The organism is Erythrobacter sp. S57(2025) (assembly GCF_057365055.1).
In genome coordinates this window covers 3,160,611-3,182,043 of the sequence record NZ_CP200299.1, presented here as the reverse complement: position 1 = coordinate 3,182,043, position 21,433 = coordinate 3,160,611, and the positions used below count along the sequence as shown (strand labels likewise).

General features: G+C 53.2%; 17 protein-coding genes. 10 read left to right on the top strand and 7 right to left on the bottom strand.

The window, feature by feature from the left end; translation table 11 throughout:
- Position 1 precedes the first annotated feature (1 nt).
- On the top strand, positions 2-1,267 hold the full coding sequence (gene wecC / locus AC0V6N_RS15240; protein WP_486172513.1) for a UDP-N-acetyl-D-mannosamine dehydrogenase: 1,266 nt from the start codon (positions 2-4) through the stop codon (positions 1,265-1,267).
- On the top strand, positions 1,264-2,403 hold the full coding sequence (wecB, locus tag AC0V6N_RS15235; protein WP_486172388.1) for a non-hydrolyzing UDP-N-acetylglucosamine 2-epimerase: 1,140 nt from the start codon (positions 1,264-1,266) through the stop codon (positions 2,401-2,403). Before wecC ends, wecB begins: the two co-directional genes overlap by 4 nt.
- Positions 2,404-2,406: 3 nt before the next feature.
- On the opposite strand, the gene AC0V6N_RS15230 is transcribed toward wecB, so the two are convergent.
- Positions 2,407-2,769: a hypothetical protein gene (locus AC0V6N_RS15230; RefSeq protein ID WP_486172387.1), complete on the bottom strand. Its 363-nt coding sequence runs from the start codon at positions 2,767-2,769 to the stop codon at positions 2,407-2,409.
- Positions 2,770-3,237: 468 nt separating this feature from the next.
- On the opposite strand from AC0V6N_RS15230, the gene AC0V6N_RS15225 reads away from it, so the two are divergent.
- From AC0V6N_RS15225 to AC0V6N_RS15215, 3 genes are all read left to right on the top strand, one after another.
- Positions 3,238-3,969, top strand: a complete 732-nt coding sequence (locus AC0V6N_RS15225; protein WP_486172386.1) for a polysaccharide biosynthesis/export family protein — start codon at positions 3,238-3,240, stop codon at positions 3,967-3,969.
- 21 nt (positions 3,970-3,990) lie between these two features.
- The gene (locus AC0V6N_RS15220) at positions 3,991-6,216 is read left to right on the top strand and encodes a GumC family protein (protein WP_486172385.1); all 2,226 of its coding nucleotides are present in this window, start codon (positions 3,991-3,993) and stop codon (positions 6,214-6,216) included.
- Between the two features lie 117 nt (positions 6,217-6,333).
- Complete coding sequence (locus AC0V6N_RS15215) at positions 6,334-7,422, top strand: glycosyltransferase family 4 protein (protein ID WP_486172384.1); 1,089 nt, start codon at positions 6,334-6,336, stop codon at positions 7,420-7,422.
- Position 7,423: 1 nt separating this feature from the next.
- Here the strand turns inward: AC0V6N_RS15215 and AC0V6N_RS15210 are convergent, their stop codons facing one another.
- Genes AC0V6N_RS15210 through AC0V6N_RS15200 form a run of 3 tightly spaced genes read right to left on the bottom strand, consistent with a single transcriptional unit; the run spans position 7,424 to position 9,360 of the window.
- Positions 7,424-7,942, bottom strand: a complete 519-nt coding sequence (locus AC0V6N_RS15210) for an acyltransferase (protein WP_486172383.1) — start codon at positions 7,940-7,942, stop codon at positions 7,424-7,426.
- A 51-nt stretch (positions 7,943-7,993) separates the two neighbouring features.
- Positions 7,994-8,668, bottom strand: coding sequence for a polysaccharide deacetylase family protein (locus AC0V6N_RS15205; protein WP_486172382.1), 675 nt, complete (start codon positions 8,666-8,668; stop codon positions 7,994-7,996).
- A complete protein-coding gene (locus tag AC0V6N_RS15200) occupies positions 8,647-9,360 on the bottom strand; it encodes a lipid II:glycine glycyltransferase FemX (protein ID WP_486172381.1) in 714 nt (237 codons plus the stop codon). Before AC0V6N_RS15200 ends, AC0V6N_RS15205 begins: the two co-directional genes overlap by 22 nt.
- A gap of 432 nt (positions 9,361-9,792) precedes the next feature.
- Between AC0V6N_RS15200 and AC0V6N_RS15195 the strand changes: the two genes are divergently transcribed.
- From AC0V6N_RS15195 to AC0V6N_RS15185, 3 genes are read left to right on the top strand one after another with little or no spacing between them, the layout of a single operon-like run.
- Positions 9,793-10,839, top strand: coding sequence for a glycosyltransferase family 2 protein (locus AC0V6N_RS15195; RefSeq protein ID WP_486172380.1), 1,047 nt, complete (start codon positions 9,793-9,795; stop codon positions 10,837-10,839).
- On the top strand, positions 10,836-11,765 hold the full coding sequence (locus AC0V6N_RS15190; protein WP_486172379.1) for a sulfotransferase: 930 nt from the start codon (positions 10,836-10,838) through the stop codon (positions 11,763-11,765). The genes AC0V6N_RS15195 and AC0V6N_RS15190 overlap by 4 nt, the downstream gene beginning before the upstream one ends.
- Positions 11,766-11,788: 23 nt before the next feature.
- Entirely contained in the window at positions 11,789-12,451 is a 663-nt protein-coding gene (locus tag AC0V6N_RS15185; protein WP_486172378.1) for a class I SAM-dependent methyltransferase, read from the top strand.
- On the opposite strand, the gene AC0V6N_RS15180 is transcribed toward AC0V6N_RS15185, so the two are convergent.
- The 3 genes from AC0V6N_RS15180 to AC0V6N_RS15170 are packed head-to-tail and all read right to left on the bottom strand — an operon-like array spanning position 12,448 to position 15,844.
- A complete protein-coding gene (locus AC0V6N_RS15180; protein WP_486172377.1) occupies positions 12,448-13,047 on the bottom strand; it encodes a CatB-related O-acetyltransferase in 600 nt (199 codons plus the stop codon). The genes AC0V6N_RS15185 and AC0V6N_RS15180 overlap by 4 nt on opposite strands.
- Before the next feature lie 12 nt (positions 13,048-13,059).
- Positions 13,060-14,526 (bottom strand): flippase, encoded by a 1,467-nt coding sequence (locus AC0V6N_RS15175; protein WP_486172376.1) that lies wholly within the window; start codon positions 14,524-14,526, stop codon positions 13,060-13,062.
- A gap of 13 nt (positions 14,527-14,539) precedes the next feature.
- Complete coding sequence (locus tag AC0V6N_RS15170) at positions 14,540-15,844, bottom strand: O-antigen ligase family protein (protein WP_486172375.1); 1,305 nt, start codon at positions 15,842-15,844, stop codon at positions 14,540-14,542.
- A 240-nt stretch (positions 15,845-16,084) separates the two neighbouring features.
- On the opposite strand from AC0V6N_RS15170, the gene AC0V6N_RS15165 reads away from it, so the two are divergent.
- Together AC0V6N_RS15165 and AC0V6N_RS15160 are read left to right on the top strand one after the other, a co-directional pair.
- Positions 16,085-16,354 carry a spike base protein, RCAP_Rcc01079 family gene (locus AC0V6N_RS15165; RefSeq protein WP_486172374.1) on the top strand — a complete coding sequence of 90 codons (270 nt, stop codon included), beginning with the start codon at positions 16,085-16,087 and terminating at the stop codon, positions 16,352-16,354.
- Positions 16,354-21,423, top strand: coding sequence for a hypothetical protein (locus AC0V6N_RS15160; protein WP_486172373.1), 5,070 nt, complete (start codon positions 16,354-16,356; stop codon positions 21,421-21,423). Before AC0V6N_RS15165 ends, AC0V6N_RS15160 begins: the two co-directional genes overlap by 1 nt.
- Positions 21,424-21,433: the final 10 nt, after the last annotated feature.

Below are 21,433 nucleotides of genomic sequence, written 5' to 3'. Positions count from 1 at the left end.
AATGGGCGATGCGAAGCTGGCTGTTACAGCGGACATCGCCGTCATTGGCCTTGGGTATATCGGCCTGCCTACGGCGGCCGTCCTTGCCAGCTATGGCTGGAGCGTGTGCGGCGTCGATGTTTCGCCACATGTTGTTGAAACCGTAAATGCGGGCGGCGTTCACATTGAAGAACGCGACCTGGATGGCCTCGTCCACGCTGCGATCAAAGACAAAAAGCTGACTGCATCGCTCGAAGTGCCAGCCGCGCACTACTACATGATTGCCGTGCCGACGCCGCTTGGTGACAAGAACGAGCCTGACATAGGCTACGTCGAAGCCGCCGCGCTGTCGATTGCACCAAAATTGCTACCTGGCGCTTGTATCATCGTCGAAAGCACATCGCCGGTCGGTACAACGGAGCGCGTGGCTGAAATTATTGCAGTAGCGCGTCCTGATCTGAGAATGCCGGTATTCGGCGAAGATCAGAGCGGCGATATCGCTCTTGCCTATTGCCCTGAACGTGTGCTGCCTGGGAAGATCGTCAATGAGCTGGTGCATAATGACCGAGTGATCGGCGGAGTGACACCTTCGTGTGCGAAGGTCGCCGTCAAGCTTTACGAGAGCTTTGTTCAAGGCGCTTGTCTGATCACGAATGCGCGCGTTGCTGAAACCGTAAAACTGGTCGAAAACAGCTTCCGCGATGTGAATATCGCTTTCGCTAACGAGCTTTCGATTATCGCCGATCAGATCGGCGTTGACGTGTGGGACGTCATCAAACTTGCAAACCGCCACCCACGCGTAAACATCCTTCAGCCAGGCCCTGGTGTTGGCGGGCATTGCATTGCTGTTGACCCTTGGTTCTTGGTGGCAGGTGCTCCAGAAGCGGCCCGATTGATTCGAACCGCTCGCCAGGTGAATGATCACAAGGCCGTGCATACCGAAAAGCGCATTCGCTCTCTACTTGATGCAGCCCCTGGAGGGAAAGTTGCGTTGCTCGGCCTCGCATTCAAGCCAGATATCGACGACTTCCGTGAAAGCCCAGCGCTAGAGATTGCCGAGAACCTTGCGCGCGATATCGGCGAGCGCATGCTTATAGTTGAGCCATTTGCTGAAACTTTGCCCGACGGCCTTGAGAGCACTGGAGCTCAATTGGTGCAACTCAGCCCTGCTCTTAGCGAAGCCGAGGTTGTCGTGATCTTGGTCGACCACACTGCCTTCAAAAATCTCTTGGATAAGGATCTGTCAGGAAAAATCGTGTTCGACACACGCGGGATGCTGAAAAAATGAGTGAGAAAAGCATTCGACCGCGGATTATGGTGACGTTTGGTACACGTCCTGAAGCCATCAAAATGTTTCCCGTGGTCGCGGCGCTGCGTCAGGCGGGCCAATGCGATGTGCGAGTGGCAGTGACCGCGCAGCATCGCGAAATGCTTGATCAGGTCATGGACATAGCAGGCATCAAGCCAGACATTGACCTGGATTTGATGCAACCGGGCCAAACGCTCGACGCACTATCTGCACGCATCATTACCAAGTTTGGCGAAGCATTGGACGCAGAAAAGCCCGACCGCGTACTGGTTCACGGGGATACTCTTACGACTATGATGGCTACAATTGCGTGTTACTTTAGGCGCATACCTGTGGGACACGTCGAAGCCGGGCTTAGATCAGGTGACATATATGCTCCTTGGCCAGAGGAGGTGAACCGTAAGGTCACGGGCGCAGTCGCTGACCTGCATTTCGCTCCAACTGAAGACGCTGCCGAAGCGCTACGACGCGAGAATGTGAACGCTGATGCGATTCACGTGACTGGCAATACGGTGATCGATGCTCTCTTGACGGCGCAATCAAGGCTGGAGAGCGATCCCCATCTCGCGCCGATTGTTGCTCCGCTGACGAGGCGCTTTGATGGAAAGCGAATTATGGCTGTCACAGCCCACCGCCGCGAGAACTTTGGCGAAGGCATGCAGCAGATCGCGTCAGCATTGCAGGAGCTGGCCGCGCGCGAAGATGTGGCGATAATCTATCCGATGCACCCAAACCCCAACGTGGCCGAGGTCATGAAACCTGCCCTCGAAAGTATCGAAAACGTGGCCTTGATCGAGCCGCTAGATTACCTGAACTTCGTAGCGATGATGGCTGCATCGGACATCGTACTGACTGACTCGGGCGGAATTCAGGAAGAAGCTCCAAGCCTTGGCAAACCAGTTCTTGTTATGCGCGACACGACTGAACGTCCTGAAGGCGTCACAGCTGGTACGGCGAAGCTGCTAGGAGCGGACAAAACTCGAATCGTCAATGAAGTGACCAAACTGCTTGATGATCCATCAGCTTACGAAGCCATGTCCAAGGCGCATAACCCTTACGGTGATGGCACGGCGGCAGCGCAGATTGCGCAGATTGTTGCTGGAGCACACGCCTAGGTGTTATTCGACCTGCGAGCGCTCTCTTACCACTCTTGCAAAATACAACGCCGCGGCGAGAATTGTCAGAGTGAGGCCGATATCACCAATCCAATTGAGCTTTAGCGGCCCATATAGCAGCAAGTCGGTTACATGGAGCGAGATCAGCCGGAGGACCACGAGGGCCAACATGCAGACACCTGCAAAAAGAGCGACTATCGTTGCGCTTGCGCGTTTTCCGTTAGTGCGCCGTGTCATGCCAAACAGCCAATATGCGGCTCCACATGCAGCCAGCATGATCAATGCACCTGCGATCCATGACTGAACATCGCGCCGCCCACCATATGCGCCCTCGTCGCGCAATGCGGCTCGTAATGCCTCACGCATGATATCCTCTAGGCCAAAAAGGCGATTGGCAATGAGGATTGCAAACGCAACAGACAAGCCAAGCCAAATTCTAGCCTGCCAACGTGGTTGGCGCTCCGAGTTCGCTAAGCGGGCAGCGAAGACACAGCTTAGCAACGTGAGACCGTAGATAGCTGCAGCGCCGTATTTGAGTACGCTGGTGTCGAAAGGCATTTGGTTATCAGCTTTGGTGTCTGGCTTAGTCGTTTAAATGTGTCATGGTGGAACACGGCGGAAAATAGCAAGGCGTTTTTCCCGATCTAATTCTGGTTATGACAATCAACGGTGATTGCAATACTAAGTGATCACGTGAAAATTTCCTCCCAATCCCGGGTAGCGCACGATCTAAATGAGCAACGCCAATGCGTGGCCCTAGTGCGGGCAAGCTTGTTGCGCTGCGGTAGGCAAGCGTCTAAGCACCGTGGGATAGCCATGGAGGGGTAAGTGATTTTGACTAAATCTGCAAAGTTTCGGGCAGGAATCTGCGCAATTGCCGTCGCATCTTTGGGCGCCTGCGCGTCCACTCCAGACCCAGTGATCGGCCGTGCAGTAAGTGCTCCGCGCGCCGACCTGGGTCAGTCTGATTTCAGTGTTTCCCGTTCAACGACTTACTTGCTTAGGGCTTCAGACAGCATTTCAATCAACGTTTTTCGTGAACCCGATTTCTCGCTTGAAAGTGTGCGGGTCGGCGTCGAAGGCAATGTTTCTCTTCCCATGCTCGGTTCAGTACCCGCCGCTGGCATGACAGCTGCTCAGTTCGAACAGGATGTGACGCGCCGTTTGGCAGCAGCAGGACTTCGTACCCCGCTCGTGTCAGTGAATATCACGGAGTATGCTTCGCACCTGGTGACGGTAGAGGGCGCGGTGAAGGATCCAGGTGTTTACGCATTCCAACCTGGTGCGCGGCTCTCAGCAGCAGTCGCCATGGGTGGTGGAACTGAGCGAAGCGCCAAACGCGATCAAATCGCTGTTTTCCGCGAAAGCAGTGGCGGCGTCATGGTCGCTAAATTCGACTACAACCAGATCAGTCAGGGCACCATGCTCGACCCTATCCTTGAGCCAGGCGACCGGGTCGTTGTCGGAACCGATGGAATGTCCGTGTTTTGGCAGGACCTGCTTACCGCGCTGCCAGCGTTTGGTGTCTTTGCGTCAGTCGGCGTCAATGCGCTCGACGATAATTGATAGGCAGCAAACAGCACAATCATGAATGACCGTTCCATCATTGCGACCCCAGACCCCAACGGCCGCGAGGTTTGGGTCGATGGCTATTTGCCCTCGGGCATGGTGGAACAGCAACGCCAATCATCTTCGCAGTTTGATACTATCTGGCTAAGGGGTGCGCTTTTCCGTCAACGCTGGTTGATTGGCGCTACGCTGCTTGCCACCATCTTGCTGGGTCTAGTCATTACGCTGCTCACAACTCCGGTTTATCAGGCGAACGCGACCGTACGGATCCAACCGTGGGGGAATTTCATTGTCGAAGGCCAGGACGTTAGTTCGCCTATCAGTTCGACAAGTGAAATCTCCAACTTCATGGAAACCCTTGGTGCGGTGATCGAGAGCCGCAATCTGGCTGAAGTTGTCGCACAAGATCTCGATTTGGGTGCGCGCAATGCCTTATTGGGGCCAGATGTCGATGCTAGCCGACCGCCTCAGCGGACCGATGAGGAATGGGCACAGGACCGCACAAATATGGCCGTGTCAATTCTGAAAGGAAATGTCTCGGCCACCGTTCCTTTTGATAGTCAGATTATCACGATCAACTATCGGTCTACAGACCCTGTCCTGGCAGCTGAGATTGTGAACGCGTATGCGGATGCTTTCCAGCAATCGGATACGCGGCGTAATGTTGAGAGCAACACATATGCGCGCGAATATCTGCTTGAGCAGATCGCAGAAATTCGCTCGCGCCTGACCGAATCTGAGCGTGCAGCAAACTCCTATGCACGAAGCGCGGGGATTGTAACGCCGCAGACGACAGGTGCCGAAGGCGAAGGCGGCGGCCCAACGATTACAGGCGCCAACCTGTCCAGCATCAACCAAACAGTCGCTCAAGCTCGCGCAGAACGTATCGCGGCAGAGCAGCGCTGGCGTTCAGTATCAAATATGCCGGCGAGCCAGCTCCCTGAGGTCCAAAACAGTCCAGTAGTGCAGGGGCTCATCCAGCAAAAAGCCGAACTACAGGGAGAGCTTACAAACCTTCGCCAACGCTATAACGATCAGTTCCCTGAGATCGTCGATGTTAAGGCTCGTATCGAAGCAATTGACAACCAAGTCGCCCAAACGGGTGAAAACATCAAAGCTAGCATTCGGAGCGAATTTACCATCGCCCGCAACCAAGAGGCCGCGCTTACCAGTGAGCTGAACTCGGTAACGCGGGAGGCGCTTGTCGAGCAGGACGAGACTGTCGAATTCACTGGACTAGAGCGTGAGGCAGAGGCGCTGCGCACACAACTCACTTCGCTGCTTGATCGTTATAACCAGATCAGCACAGCAGCGAATGTAGAGAATGGGGCAATCACCGTTCTCGACCGCGCTATCGTCCCGGGCGCACCAGTTGCTCCTGATCTTGCGCGCAACATGATCTTAGCGCTTGTGATCGGCATCGCCCTTGCGGCCGGCCTTGCCTTAATCCGCGAGATATTTGTCGACCAGTTCCGTCGCTCCGAAGATATTGATGAACGTTTGAATCTGTCGGTATTGGGTGTCACTCCGTTTGTGAAATCAGAAGAGATCGATCGGCAAGAGGCGAACCAGTTCAGCTCTTTGATGGAGGCCTATGCTTCCATTAGGTCAACAATTGACTTTAGCATCCCGCGCGATGGTGCCGTTGTGCAATTGACCAGCAGCCAGGCTTCTGAAGGAAAATCGACTACAGCTCTGATTGTCGCAGAGCTGTTCGCTCGACTGGGACGTCGGACGCTTCTGATCGATGCCGATTTGCGCAAGCCATCGGTCTCCAAGCTGCTTGATATTGATCCCAAAGACGTCGGCATCACCGAAGTTCTGCTAGGGCATGCAACTATGGAAGATGCGACTATCGAAGGGGTCCACGAAAACCTTCGCATCCTTTCGGTAGCCGGTATTCCGCCTAACCCTGTCGAGCTGTTGTCGTCTGGCCGTTTCCGTGACTTCATCGAAGAGCAGAGACAAAACTATTCACTGATACTCATCGACTCACCTCCGGTTCTTGGATTGGCAGATGCTCCAGAAATTGCACAGGTGGTTGATGCTTCCATCTTCGTAATTGAAGCAAATAGGACCAGTATTTCTCAGGCCAAGACCGCACTCAAACGTATGGCCCATGTCGGTGCCAACGTAATTGGATCGATTCTGACTAAATATCGCGCGCTCGAAGCCGGTTCCGACTACGCCTACCAGTATCAATACCAGTATTATCGCTACGGCGACGATCCAAAACAGGATTAGACGGAAGCGGTCATGCAGAATGAAAGCGAGCATAGGCCGCTTGTTCTGCATGTCTCAGGCGATTTTCCAGATCCGATAGCACCGCAGAAAACGCCGGTTATCCAAAGCTTGCTAAGGATGACACAAGATAGATTTGACCACAGCGTTGTATCGATCAACCGGGTTTCACCGACCATCAGGAATGCATTTTGGGAACTCGCCCTGCCTGGTGAATTGCAGACCTCATCAACACTGTTTGAGGACGGTGTAGCGATCACCTATTGCGCACCGCCAATGGGGATAAGGCATCGATCAAAGCTTTTGCAGTTGGGCAATTGGCTTGCGGCGCATGTCTCTACACTTCCGCGCAAACCAGATCTCCTAGTCGGTCACAAACTCACGATCGAAGGTATCGCCGTTCAACACGCATCGCGCGAACTCGGCATCCCCTATGCACTTTCGATTCAAGGAAACACAGACACCAAAATCCTATCCGCTAGGCCTGATCTGCGAAAATCCGTCGCCAGCGTCTTTCACGATGCATCAGTCGTTTTCCCGTTCGCGCCATGGGCATTGCAAGCAACCGAGACCGTATTGGGACACCGTGATCGGCCCACCCATTGCTTGCCTTGCCCAACTGAACTTGATCAGGCGATCGTTCCCAAATCGAGTGCAGGTGGGTTCGTTTCAATCTTCCACTTAACGAACTTTCGGAACAAAAACCTTCACGGCATGAACAGCGCCATACAGCTCCTGCAAAATGCGGGCTCTGAAAGCCAGTTAGTGATCCATGGAGGTGGTACTGCAACTGACATCAAGCAGTGTCAGAAGATCACAGAAGACCACCCCAGTATTCACTTTGCCGGTCCACTTGACCGCGATAATGTTGCGGCTGAACTCAATAAAGCTTGCGCATTCTTGATGCCCTCTCACAGGGAGACCTTCGGGCTGGTCTTTATCGAAGCGCTCTTTGCGGGCACCCCAATCATCTATTCCAAAGGTACCGCCGTTGATGGCTACTTCGATGATATGCCCTTCGCCATTTGCGTGGATCCGCGTAATCCGGCCGACATCTCGCAGGCGATGCAGCACTGCATCGATCACGAAGAAGAATTGAAGTCTGCTCTCGCAAACTGGCAAAAGTCGCAAAATGCAGCCACATTCACGCGTGCATCAATCGCAAATACTTTTGGAAATGGATTGCTTAGCGCAATAGGTTCTGCGTGATTCAGTCAGAGCGATCTCGCTCTAATTCCGCTTGGCGCCTCTTATAGGCTTTGCTGGCCAATGCTGCCGCTTCAGGATCGACTTGTCTAAGGCGGTGCTCATTCTCGTCCGCCTCGAGCAATCTACCGAACTTCTCGACTTCGACACCCTCTTTCACAATACGCGCAGGATTGCCCGCGACTGCACAGTGCGCAGGTACATCCTTCGTCACAACGCTACCCGCGCCAACAATCGCTCCATCGCCGATTGTCACCCCAGGAAGAATGAGACTTTGTCCGCCGATAAAGCAACGCTCGCCAATCCGAGTGTGCAGATAAAGCCCTCTGGTGAAATCGTGGGTCATTATGCGCGCGCCAAAAGCGACATAGCTTTCTGCACCAATGTGAATGCCTGCGCGAAAGGTCGTATCAAGTCTAGCCGACATCGACATCCGCGCCGTGGGATCAATATCCAGGCCCAACACCGCGCGCTGATACCAGTTGCGCAATCCCAAAATGACGTTTCGGATAGTTGATTTCATTCCAGGATTGTTAGCCGGTGTACATTGCATGCGCAATTGCGCGGCAGGGCGTCATCGGCGTGACTTCAGGGCAATCCTGACTTCACTTCTAACTTTGCTAAACCAACTGGGCTTGGTCAGGATCATGTTCTCGAGATGTTTATGAGAAGTATCAGATCGCGGACTAAAGCGCGGAATTGGGTCGTTTGTAGAGATTTTGGGGGAACCATCACTCGAATAGATCGCTACGTGACCAAGCTCCTTCAAACGTTGCAAAGTCCTGCGATCATAGCGACCGAATGGTATGGCAACATCTGGAATTGGGCGATCACACAAGTTGGCGAGCAAGGATTTCGCCTCGGAGATTTCAAAGTCCAGCTCAGCCGCGTCACACTCCGGCCAAGCACGATGCATCATCCCATGCGACCCGATTGTGAACAATGGATCCGCATCGATCTTACTTACCTCTTGCGAAGTGAGGTATCCTTTCTGATCAAGTTTCCCAGCCAATACAAAGAACATTGCACAAAGGTTACGATTGCGTAGCTCTGCGAGCGCAATGTGGTAGTCACTGGAATTACCATCATCAAAGGTAATACCAATCTGATGACTGCTACGCTGAATGATATCGAGAATTGCGCAGAAGTGATCAAACGTCAGCCAGTATGGTTCTTCACCTTCTTCAAAGAGCCTATCAGCCTGGCCGATCCCGTGAAAGTTGATTATCAATCCCACCTCGTTTGCCACCGTTGTCGCCAAGAGTATGCGCGCTCCGCAAGCCTTACGAACGTTCTAATCATTGGACTAGGCGACGCCTCCAAAATTGGTGGGCCAAGATAATGCACACCATTCATTCGTTTCTTAAAACGAAATACTTCCGGATTGTCGTTTTGACTTGCACCGCCGAGATCATAGAATTGCATTCCTTGTTGCTGCGCATATTCGATAGCGGCCCATTGTAAAAGAAACGAAGCCCGCAGGTTTCGGCCTTCTTCATTCACTGCTCCAAGCAGATACACTGCTGTGTCCCCACTATAGGCTCCGATATGCCCGCCAACCAAGGTATCCTTGCGCCATGCTAGATGCACTGCAAATCGTTCAGGCCCACTCGCCTCTGCGACAACATCGGAGAAGAACTCAGCATCTTGCGGCGCCGTAAATCCTTTGGCCGCTGCAAGCTCACTCAAAAGCGGTTGGAACTTGAGAAAGTCTTCGCGGGATTGTGAGCGTTCGACCCTCAATTCGCTGCGCTCCGCCCTGCGCAGGTCACTACGCCATTTGCTGTCCAAGCCAGTCCGTAGTTCCTGCTCACTTCGGCGAATGTCTATGACGAAAGTTTCGTAGCCTGTGCCATCCATTTGCGCATACCCGGCAAGGGCATTCTCCTCTTCCGCAAGGCACAATGGAGGGTTCGTTCTCAAGACTAGAGATTCACGCATTGCCAACTGTGTCCTGAGGGCAGAAAGAACCTGAGGTTTTCTCGCTCTGTGGGCTCCCAGATACACGGGGCCATGCGCTATCATGGCAATACCCAACGGCAAAACCGGCAAGCGCTTTATCCTCACGTTTGCTATGGCCAGTGTCGTAGTATGCTCTCGCACAGCCACGTAGCGACTTTCAGCACCCGCCCTTTGCGCAGCAATTCGTGAGTACACGGGATATTGGCGCCAGCTCCCAGAAGGTTCTCCACTTAGCACCGCGAGTGCTTGCTCCTCACCCATTGGCTCGACACGAAGGTCAGTGGACTTTGCTAAGGGATCTCGCATGGTGGTCTGGATAGCTGCGCTCAAAACAGATTGAAATAGCAACCCGTCTCATTTAACCCGCAAGCGCAGACCTAGCGTAAGCGATAGCCAGAAAAGCCACAATTTATGGCATCCACTGCCCGTTCTTCAAATCAGCCTCCAACCACAATGCTGCGCCTGCAAAACAAGGTGAGTGCTGATGTTTCGGTCGTGATCGTAAGCTACAACACTCGGGAAATGACGCTGGCATGCGTCAATTCGGTGCTCAGAAATCGGGGCGAGCTCGATGTGGAAGTGATTGTGGTCGACAATCAATCGAGCGACGGAAGCAGCGATGCGATCCGCAATGCCTTTCCTGAAGCCATTGTCATTGATAGCCCCGCCAATGGCGGCTTTGCTTATGGCAATGCTATTGGGTTCGAACAGGCAAGCGGGAAATTCATCTTGCTGCTGAATCCCGACACACAGATTTTCAGTGGATGCCTTCAGCAATGCATCTCGTTCATGGAAGAGAATCCAGCGGCTGGCATTATGGGGCCACGAGTTCGGCTGGAAGATGGCACTCAACAATCGAGTATGATGCGTTTTTTAGGGATTCGTCAGTTCTTCTTCCTGATCTTTGTTCCAAGCTCTTTGATAAGAAAAACGCATTGGTTTGGCGACCCCCGCTACGCCCAATTGTCACGCGATCAGGTCAACAGCGTAGACGCTGTCTCAGGCTGCTTCATGTTTGCCCAACGCGACGTGTTGGAGCGCGAAGGTGGGCTCGATACCCGATTTTTCATGTATGGCGAAGAAGCCGAATGGTGTCACAGAATTAAACGAGGTGGGTGGGAGGTTTTCTACAATCCTGCTGTCGAAATATTGCATCATGGTGCAGCCAGCACTGCGCATATGAGCGAGTGGAAGGCTGTCGAAATGACGCGAGGGCACATACTGTATCTGCGAATAACCCGAACTCCAGCGGTGGCCTGGTTGGGCACGCTTTTGATGACGGCTCGCGACCTTCTCCGAGCACCCTATCATTGCGCAGTTGCAATCAGTCGCGGGCTAACTTTGTCGCGCAGTGGGAAGGCATGGCTGGCCAGGTTCAAATTTGAGCTTGGAGCGCTATGGTCACCGCCAACGGGACAAATCGTTACGCTTCCTGACCCAAAGCAATATCGCCAATGAAGAGGTTTGCGATATCGCTGATAAGGGCCGCCGCCCATACGGCTTTGTGGCCACTTGAGCGACTATTGCTGAAGGCTGACAAGCCCGGGCCGCCCCCTGTTTTCATCATTGGAGCGCCGCGATCAGGCACATCGCTCTTGTATGAATTGATGATAACGCGGTTTCGCTTTGCCTATATGTCAAATGCTGCACACCGGTTCTATCGCACGCCATTGGCTGCCAGTCGCGTATTCAAGAGCGCAATATCCAAGTGGCAGGGGGACTTCTCCAGCCGCTTTGGACATATTGAAGGCTGGGGCGCTCCCAACGAGGGGGGGTGGATTTGGCTGAGGTGGCTTGAGGACGGTGACTGGACCGACGGGTCGCAACTCCCCGAAAAGTCTATTCAAGAATTGCGCGATCTGACATCCGCTTTTTCGAGGTTATTCGATGCGCCTTTCCTCAACAAAAATGTGATGCACTCAAATAGGCTGCGCCTTATGCAACGCATTTGGCCAGAAGCGCTTTTTATAGAGGTCCGGCGCGATATACTGGACAATGCTCGATCAATCGTTCGCGCAGAACGAGCTGAAGGTGGACCGGAAAAGCACGGCGACGAATGGTGGTCCGTGCGTCCAAGACTGGCAGTTCAATTTCAAGCCAGCCCCGCAACTGAGCGAGCTGTTGCGCAAGTCATTGGCACTGCGCGTGACATTGCTCAGGATTTATCTTCGGCCGGTGATCCCCGCCTGCTTAGTATCGATTACGCGCGAATATGCTCAGACCCTGAAGGAACACTTCAAGAGATCGCACTGTTCCTGAATGGAAGTGCCTGCCACGTCACCGCTCGCGGAGATGTTCCGGAAAAGTTTCCAATGCGCCCTTCAAAGCCGCTAGACGACGCTGCTGAGACTGACATGAAAAGAGTGCTAGATGAATTGGCTTAAACTGGAGCGAAAAGTCCTCTGAAATGAGAACACTACCAACCAAAGACTTCCGATCAGAGTATCACGATCATGTGCGCACTGATGTTGTACCCTATGTTCCTGACACAGGGGGCAAATTGCTCGATTTTGGCGGCGGTATAGGGGCGACTGCGGCATACATTCGGTCGATTGGTAAAGTGGATTATGTCGGAGTTGCCGACTTGATCGAAAACTCAACGTCGCCAACAAATCTTGATTTTTCCTACCAGGCTAACCTCGAAGATGAAGGTTTGATTGAACAGATAGTTGCGGAGCAGGGCAAATTCAGGATGATACTGGCACTGGACATCCTTGAGCACCTAGTGGATCCTTGGAGCACTGCGAAGAGACTGGCCGATGCAATTGAGGATGGCGGCTATCTGATCGTCAGCCTGCCAAATGTGCGGAACTACAAAGCTTTGATCCCACTTTTGCTTAGGAATCGATGGGACTACCAAGAAGCGGGCATTTTGGATCGAACGCATCTGCGCTTCTTTGTCAGGAGCACGGCCATTGATTTAGTAAAACAGACTGGTCTCGATATCCGGACCATCGCTCCTTCACCATCTGGAGGGAACAAGATCGGGCTTTTCCGCAAGCTCACTTTGGGACTGCTCAATAGCTTTACGGACCGACAATACATAATCGTTGCGCAAAAGATCGCTTAGCATTCGCCTGCTTCGGCGGCGTCCAAGAACTTGGCGATGTCTTCCTGAAGCATCAAAGGAACTGCTTTGCGAACGCGTTCGTCAGACCAGTTCCACCATTGCAAGGCCAACAATCGATCGACGATGTCCGACGAGAAACGTGCCCGAATATGACTTGCGGGCTGACCACCAACGACAGAGTAGGCTGGTACGTCTTTGGTGACTAAGGACCGCGCAGCTACAACGGCGCCATCCCCAATCGTCACACCAGACATAATCATCACTTCTCGCCCAATCCAAACGTCGTTGCCGATTCTAATGTCACCTTTGGAAGAAGGGTGACCTTTGATGTTTGCGAAGGCAGGATCGATTTCGGAAAATGGGTAAGTGGTAACCCAATCCAACCGATGACCTCCGCCTAGCATCAGCTTCACGTCAGCCGCTAGTGAGCAGTACTTACCAATCGAGTAACTTGTGTCATCGCCAAAGCTGACGATTTGCAACCCACCATAACTATGGTCACCAATATTAGCCTTAGGGTAGGCGTCCTTCAAAATTCTGGGCGGAGCCTTTCCCAGCAGTTTTCCCTTGATCTTGCGGATTAGTGAATTTGACATCAGCCCGCGCAACTAGAGATATCTGAGGTTTCTGCCAATACTCATTGGCAGAAACCGGTTTGCCATAGGCTCAAGCTCTGAAGGAATACGATGCGCGAAGATCACCGTGAAAGCAGCCACGGTCGTCAGTGCCACCAGCCACCAAACTATTGAAAATATTGGAATCAGAAGGTTGGCAGCTGCTGCCGAACCAACAAGTACTGCCGAGATGACAAGAATTGGGCTAATAAGCCATGACCCAGATGAGAAACGCTGCAGAATTAGGAAGTCAATCGCTGTTCTAATCGAAAAGACTATTGCAGCCCCGACTAAGCCAATACTAGTGATCACCCAGTACATACCGCTGACGTAGAACGGTAATTGTGCAAGTAAAACAAGTGTTACCACATGTGGCCTGCCAGCCGCCTGTAATCGGCTGTAAGGTATTATACCAAAGGAATTAGCCCAGTAACCTATAAGCAGAATGATCGCGATTGGCCCAGCTTGAATTGCGATATCACCACCGATCCAAAGCGCTAAGAAGGGCTGAATAAGAAATATCGCGCCAATGATTAGCGGTGTCACAAGGACATTGACTACTTTCAGTGAACGATTTGCAAGCTCAGCTCCGCGTTGCTCATTGGCTTCTGCCATTCGCGGAAATAAAGCCATTGCTAGAGATCGTGGCAATAACGAAACACGCTGAACTATCTCAAATGGGACCGTGTAAATTGCGACCGCAGCTGCTGAGATTAGTGCTCCGATAAAGAAGCGGTCGATGACTACTAGCAGCGGACTAACTATGGATACTATCGTTACCCAGCCACCAAATTTAAGGAGCGCAATCCACTCGCTGCGATCAAAGCGCACTCCCGTGCCTCGCAGTAGTCCAACGTGAACCCGCTGCAAGAACACGCCAAGCCCAATTACACGCGCTACAATCGCGGCAATAATCAATCCTTTCAGTTCAGGTCCAATTCCATAGGCGATTGCCAAAGGAAACAACTGAAACAGACATGCACCAATGACTGTAGAGACATTAACATCGAGGAACCTTTTACGACCCTGCAACGCACCCGACGCAACTCCAGTCAGGGTCGCGATCGGTACTGCGACGGCAAGAAAAGGAACCGCGTCCAAGGCCTCGCTGATTAAGGCAGGGTCAGCCTGAAACTGGTTCGCAAAGAAGTAGTACGCGCCAGCGTAAAGTAGCGCTCCTCCAACGATGCCAATGCCGATATTGACTGCCGCTGCAGTCCAAAAGACACGTGCTCGATGTTCTCCACTGCTAGCATGCAGCTTCGCAATTCTCTGAGCCGTCGCGCGCCCTAGCCCAAGGTCGAACAAGCCAAAATAGCCTAGAATCAACCAGGCAATTGCAAGTGCACCGTAACGTTCTGTCCCGATTTGCGCGAGATAGAGCGGGATCGTAACGAGCGCGAGAACCAGCGGCGTGAGAGCCCCAGCTACGTTGTAAATACTGTCCCGACCGACACTCATGAGAATGCCAGAACTATCTGCGGCTCAAAGAAGGCCTGAGGTGCGCAGCAGCATCCTCGCCATGTGTCGCAATTGGCAAACGGACTTTGATTGCTGGCGATGCTGTAGGAGCAATCGCAATCGAAATGGCCACTGCGAAAAGCATGTAGAACCAATAAATCGCACCGCCAAAAAATGCGACTGAGAAGCCCAGCAAAATCACGCTAAAGAGGGTAATTGCCAGACCCACGCGCAATCGCCGCTCCTCTTCGCGTACCTTGGCGGCTGAAGCTGACAGCAACAACACGCCGGCAATGGCGACCACGATCGTCGTGATCGCCGGAACGAGCCCAAATCGCATCGCTAGCAGCAGCCAATGATTGTCGACGCTAGAAGTCAACATCCAAACTGGCCGTTCATACTCTGAAAAGCCGATGCCGAACCACGGGTTTCGCTCCACCGATAATGTTCCATACTCCCAGATGATGCGCCGGAATGCGGATGTCTGCGGATTCAGTGTGAAGCTTGACAGGAAAACAATTAAACCCCGCTCAGTGATGAAATGCAGCACCAGCATCGCGAGCCCCAAGAAGGGTAGGATTATCTTCCACGATAGGAACTCCACCCGGCGCTGAAACCAGTCTACTCCAATAAGCATGGCTCCAATAAGAAGGGCAAGAAATGCTGCTGAGCTTGCTGAAAATACGGCGAAAGCTGAAGCAAGGAGACCCACAAAATATGGCCAACGCCTAATCCCCGACATGAAATATAGCGGCATGAAGCAAGCCAACAGGATCCCGGCAAGAATTGGGTGCGGGAATGGGCCGGTCGCGCGCAAGATACCCAAACGCCGGTCGATAAACACCTCACGAACGCCGACAGCATTGCCGCCTTCATACGCCGATAGATTGCCAAAGATGCTAGCCGCCGCTGGACGCACCAGCGGCCTCGCAGCCAAGACTTCCATCAAAAGTGTCGAGCCGGCCGCCAGCAACCCTGGTGCCGCAAGAATGAGAAAGCGGCGTAGATCCTGAGAATTTCTGAAACAGGTGCGTCCGGCAAGAAATGGCATCAAGACATCGAACGCCAGAATACCGCCGCGTCTGATACCGACTGTCGGTCCATAATAGACCATAAACGCCAGTACCATCCAAAACACACCAAAGAGAAATACAGCATCCGACCATGTCCAGTTGACCTCTCGGCGGATGATCCGAGAGAGTAACCAAGGGCTGATGAGAAAAGCGGCCAGCCGTGTCGGATAGAGATTTTGCTCAGCCAGAACTATTCGAACCTCCGACGGCAAAAGGACCGCATAGAAGAGGATCAAAGCCGGCAAAATGTACATGATCGCGCTTGTGCCAACATCGCTTGGCATGACCCGGACATGGGGCCGCGAGAGACCTGTCGGTGACTGGAGAGACGGTGTTGCCATAGCGGCAGGTATAGGCCGCCTAACCCCGCGTGCAAGAGCAGGGTAATTGCCCATTCAAAACTGAGAGACACTCAAAACCATTTTCCTACAGCACCAAATCTCAATAAGCGAGTTCTTCTTTTGTTCTCAATAAAGGAAAGCTCAATGTTCGAAGATCCATTTGAAAACAGTGCCAACAGTCTCATTGCCCCATCAGCCGATTGTTTTGCGATTGCGCCCAACGATACTCAAGAACTGAGCAAAGCTACCAAAGCAATCTATGTGGGCTCGGGCGGCGACATCGTGGTTCGGCCCATTGGATCGGGGACCGACGTAACCTTTCGTAATGTTATCGGCGGCAGCATCCTCGATGTTCGGGTTCGTGCTGTCCGTGAAACCGGCACAACCGCCTTCGACATCGTCGGAATGGTTTAATGGGGCGCCGCGGACTGGGTCATGGGGTCGCCCGCAAGAGGCCTCAATTGCTAGGTGGCGGCTATGTTGCGCCAGCACTGGCGCAACTTTTACCAGGTGTACTCTGGGACGGAACCGAGGGCAGTGGATTCACCCATGTGCCAACCGATCCCCTGCGCACGACAGCCAAGCCCGCGCTGCGCCTTCTAGAACCACCCAATCAATCCTTTAGTGAAAGTATGGTTGTTGGCGCGCTCGCGTTGGCAAACAATGATGGCACGCTAATCGATGGTATTGAAAAAGTTCGATTCCATTTTGAAGGCAATGCAGTCGATCTATTTGGCCCGTCAATTCGTTCCCTCCAAAGATCTGATGGATCGCGTTATGACTGCCTGGGATATTGGGTTGAATTGCGCAAACCGAGCTATCAAAGCGGTGATGCCGAGCTTTATATTGAGGCGTTCCCAACAGACCTGACAATGCAGCCTCGGGTCATCGGCCCCTACCGCTTCTCACCCGTCGACCAGATGCATGACTACGAGGTGTCAGTCACGCCATCGCAACCGGTCTCGGCGACCAATTACCATACCGTAACGTCGGCGCTTGAGTATTTAAGGGGTGAAGCTGCTCAGCGACCTCGTATCGAGATTACAGAACCGCACCCCAGCGGGTATTACGGTCTGCCTCAATCAGGCATGGCCTATGACGGCGGCAAAGGTCGATGCCTGATCCAAGCCACAGTCCCCGTCATGTTTGGCAACCCAAGCTATTCCAATGATGTCGCCGCGACGATGCGCCCTCGATATGATGGGCTCCACTTCCATGGTGGCAACATCACGTTTGATATGCGCTACGTTTCTCAAATAGTGGACGAACAGCTAGGCGAACTGCCTTGGTTTGACCGTGTAAACTTCACGATCACTGGCAATGGCCGAAGCGAGTATTGGCGCAAAGGCTCTCGCCCGTTGCCATGGATTGCTCGCAACGGCGCTTGGTGGACAGAGTGTTCGTTTAGCAATGTGAAAGAACCTGGAATTTTCTCTCCTCTGGTCCGCGCTTGTGTGATGCAACAAGGTTATGGCGACGTGGCGACCGACGCATTGTGCATTGTTGGCAATCGTGTCGACGATTGGTCGAGTGCTGAGCCTTGGCAACAGGACACCCCTGCGCTCTCTATTGCGGGTCCTGCTGAGGCCACAATCTCAATTTCTGGCGGCAACGATACGAACGGAAGGACTATCACCGCCAGTGTCTCCGCCGTTCCCATCAGCACATTTAATGTTGGCTCAGGTGAAACCTATTTCACAGGTAGTGAAGGGGACGGGTATACCGTCCAAGATGTCGCTGACTGGCTCAATGGATTGACAGATTGGAGCGCAGCTGTCCTCGACAATACACGGCGCGCTTCAGCACTTTCGATAGCTGACCAGAAAGGCGCAGCGGTAACGGACATTGATGTCTCAAGCTCGACCACATTGGTCACATATTTTGACCTCCATACCGACTGGTATTCGCAGAACCAATCTGGCCCGGCCGAGAACGTCATTTCATACGGCAACACAACCACACGATTCAAAGGGCAGAGCATTTTCGTTACCGCTGATGGTGGTGCCCGCGATTTCTTCTTTGTGAATGATGCCTTCGACAACCAGCCCGACCTGAATTTGAGCCAGCTTGAGGGAGCGCATAGCCACGTCGTGATCGCTCATATTTCGTCGACAACCCAAGCAGCTACGCTGCGGGTTCAGTCGGACTATGACCCCGATAGCTATTGCCTAATCGCCAACAACGCGATCGCTGGCATACAATGGTCGAGCTCGGGTTCGCCTGATGCTGATCTGACGATAGCATCGAATATTCTTGATGCAGGTGCGATCATTCCTGCTTTTGCGGACAACACTATCGCAGCAGGGGGCATTGCAAGCAAATATGCGAATGCTATCGCCGGTGACTTTTCAGCGGCTGGGGAGCTTCTCGCCAATCCAACGGCGCCGGTCGTCCCTTTCGACGGTGCAGGAAAAGCACGCGGTGCTTTTGAACCAGTGGGGGCGATTGGTTTAGGCACGGCACGAGCGCCCAGCTATACGGCTCCAACCTTTGTTGCACCTCCAACCCAAGACGGATTGAAATTCGCTTCCGTCCGCTTCCCTCCCGAAAATGGCGAGAACTCTGCTGGGGTTAATGGGGGCTTCGCGATCCCTGGCTCCAATGATCTCTTGCGCAAACAGAGCGCGGGCGACTACCCGATGCTCGCTAATGAAGGAGCGATTGGAATCATCTGGAAGGTCCCACGTGATGTGTACAATGGGCTTCGACGCTCTCCCATAATTCTCGGCACTGATCGCAGCGCCGCGAGCACGTCAGCCGCGAACCAATTGCGACTGAGTTTTGTCACTGGCGCAGACAATTCGAATATCGCCAATATCGGAAAGTTTCGCCTTTTTCTGCAAGGCGCAGCAGAGAATGGCTCGATTGATATCTATTCAAACGCCGTTCCAGAACAGTTCTCGGATTGGCTTATCGTTGCTCCGCGAGTTACCTCCGGTGCGATTTCAGTTGATGTCATTGACCTCGCATCAGGTGCTGTCTTGGCCGGACCCAGTTCGCCACTGCCAGCTTCGTGGAGTGGTCTTGGTACTTTTGCCCGAGACCTTGGCATCGGAATTTTCAGACCGAACCAGTTTCCGCAGGACAATTCTGATCTGTTCGGAAACACTGGCTATGCTCGAGGAGAATGTGGGGGGGTGCTGTTCCTAGATACCCCAGGATCCAACGCCGAGTGGATTGATTTCGCCATCGGGTCAGATCCGTTGGCCATCTGGCCAAACTCTGTGAGAACCTGGTTCCCCTTGGTCACCAACGATGCCCTCGACCTAGCACCTCGAACAAATCTCTCTGAGCAGACAGCCTACACTGCGAACCTTTCACAATTTGGGACTCTACTACCTGGCTCCACAGCCCGCAGGCAGTCCGCGTCCAAGTTTTTGCGCGTGAAGAATGCCAAAGATCCGGCTCTGGTCCCAGTCTATCAGGCTACCATGCAAGGCGATCTTCGCGTCACCTTGTCTATGGCAGGGCAGGTTCCTGGTTCTTCGATCGAAGCGCTGATCCTTGACCAAAACGGCCTCGTGCAGACTAATTGGTCCGTGCTTGGCGTAGCCGTAGACGAAGGAGATGTTGAGGTAGCGATCAGTCTCGCGCCCGGCGTTTATCATGCCCGGTTTAGGGTAGAAGGAAGCGATGAGTGCGAATTGAACTCAGACATTGTCGTTGGACCAGGCATCTTGGTGAATGGTCAAAGCCAATGTGACTTCACGTTCGGCATCGGCCTCGATGAACTTGATGGAGCCTCGTCCGACCTTACTTTCGAACCAACGGTAGGAGAGCGAACATTTGTTGCAGCGCGCAGCCGGGTGGCCACTGCGAGCGTGCAAAAACCCGCTCTATTTCGGGCGTCAGAGAAGCCAGGCATTTTGGGCAATGGTTTCATCGCAGCAGCCAATCGTTTTGCTGAAGATTTGCCCACAAGCTGGCCGATCATTTTGATCGACACCTCCGTTTCGGGGACATCTATCGCCGACACTCTCGCCGACGAACCATCCCCACAGCCCACATCGCCAGACAATCGTGATATGTCAGATGTTTATGCGATTACCGACTTGTTGATGGGCAGAGACGATGAAGATCGAGCGGTCATCACATGTTGGGCGCAATTCTGGCATTCCAGCGGCTCCATTGTCGACTATGCGCCCGCTTTCCTTCCGCCAATGTTGGACGGAACAGCAACGGCGCAAGTGCCCGTGGTTGATGACTATCCCTATTCGGGCAACGCAATTCATCCGATTTTCCCATTCCTTCAATTGGAGCCCAACCGGATTGTCAGCAGTACAGCTACTAGCAACCCTGGAACACAGGAAGACACCCGCCAGGAGCATCTCACACGGCAAAACCTAAGAGACAATGAGGCGACGTATGCATACACGCTCGGTGCGTGTTTGGATGTGCATCGGCTCGAACAGGACGTGTTCACCCACCCCGCCCCTGCTGAGCGTTACGGGTCAGCGTTCGTTGCAGAAACTGTCATGCAATCTGTTAAGCCAATGTTGGGTCTAACTGGCGGCTATGCCGGGCCAGTTGAAGCGGTAAGCGCAGAATTCATTGATACGGATAACAACTCCATTGATGTAACGTTCGGTGGTCCAGATGGTCTGATTCTCGCTGTGCTAAATGGCGGCGCTATTTCAGGGTTCGAAATAGACGATGATCGTTCTGGCTTCACTGCCGCCATTGTGAGTGCCGATGTCGTCCGGCTAACTAAAGACGGTGGTGCCTGGCCAAGCAACGTCCAAGTCGAATTGAAGCCAGGAGGCCCAGGCAATTATGGCGCTGGCCATGACGAAGCTGCCTTTGTCGATGGTGCCTTGATCAACGCTGTGGATGGCTGCCTTGTGCGTGGTACTGGCACCAGCCTTGTAACGAGCGGAGGTGGAACGGGTGGAGTCCCGTCAAGCGGCGATCCGGAAACTGATTTGATTGCAGCGTTAAATGCGGGGGGCGGTCAAAGCTCTTACCACGAATACGCGCTTGCCGGAGGCTCCCCTTGGACATCGCTAGATCGCTCGACAAATGGCAACGATCAGTCACAGTCAATCGGTTTTCGTGCGCCCGGCACAAATGGTGAGTTTGACGGGACCACTGCTGCAGTCCAATCGATTGTTGATGGGACGTTCTGCTTGGTGCTTTCTTTCACCAAGAACGACGCAAGCACTAGAGGCTATTTCCTTGCTATCTCGAGCAATCCTGGGGTTCAGTACTTGCAAGGAAGCAACATTCCACTTGCCTATACAACGAGCGTTAATGGAACTCCGATCACCACCGAAGGAGCCCTCTACACTGCTTTACATCAAGCCGGGCAGGTCGTCGTCGAAATTTCGGGAATAGACAGAAATGGCGATACGATACTGACCGTCGGCCGCAACTCCGCTTCGGCTCAAGGGACGATCCCCAAAGTAGCCGTGCTTGATGAAATTGCCCTTGACAGCGCACTTGCGCAGGCACGACTTGATGCAGCTGCCGCGGTAGTGACTTAGACAAGACTGG

Coding starts and splice junctions, on each gene's coding strand:
- wecC (WP_486172513.1), top strand. CDS start 2: ATGGGCGATGCGAAGCTGGCTGTTACAGCGGACATCGCCGTCATTGGC.
- wecB (WP_486172388.1), top strand. CDS start 1,264: ATGAGTGAGAAAAGCATTCGACCGCGGATTATGGTGACGTTTGGTACA.
- AC0V6N_RS15230 (WP_486172387.1), bottom strand. CDS start 2,769: ATGCGTGAGGCATTACGAGCCGCATTGCGCGACGAGGGCGCATATGGT.
- AC0V6N_RS15220 (WP_486172385.1), top strand. CDS start 3,991: ATGAATGACCGTTCCATCATTGCGACCCCAGACCCCAACGGCCGCGAG.
- AC0V6N_RS15215 (WP_486172384.1), top strand. CDS start 6,334: ATGACACAAGATAGATTTGACCACAGCGTTGTATCGATCAACCGGGTT.
- AC0V6N_RS15210 (WP_486172383.1), bottom strand. CDS start 7,942: ATGAAATCAACTATCCGAAACGTCATTTTGGGATTGCGCAACTGGTAT.
- AC0V6N_RS15200 (WP_486172381.1), bottom strand. CDS start 9,360: ATGCGTGAATCTCTAGTCTTGAGAACGAACCCTCCATTGTGCCTTGCG.
- AC0V6N_RS15195 (WP_486172380.1), top strand. CDS start 9,793: ATGGCATCCACTGCCCGTTCTTCAAATCAGCCTCCAACCACAATGCTG.
- AC0V6N_RS15190 (WP_486172379.1), top strand. CDS start 10,836: ATGAAGAGGTTTGCGATATCGCTGATAAGGGCCGCCGCCCATACGGCT.
- AC0V6N_RS15185 (WP_486172378.1), top strand. CDS start 11,789: ATGAGAACACTACCAACCAAAGACTTCCGATCAGAGTATCACGATCAT.
- AC0V6N_RS15180 (WP_486172377.1), bottom strand. CDS start 13,047: ATGTCAAATTCACTAATCCGCAAGATCAAGGGAAAACTGCTGGGAAAG.
- AC0V6N_RS15175 (WP_486172376.1), bottom strand. CDS start 14,526: ATGAGTGTCGGTCGGGACAGTATTTACAACGTAGCTGGGGCTCTCACG.
- AC0V6N_RS15165 (WP_486172374.1), top strand. CDS start 16,085: ATGTTCGAAGATCCATTTGAAAACAGTGCCAACAGTCTCATTGCCCCA.
- AC0V6N_RS15160 (WP_486172373.1), top strand. CDS start 16,354: ATGGGGCGCCGCGGACTGGGTCATGGGGTCGCCCGCAAGAGGCCTCAA.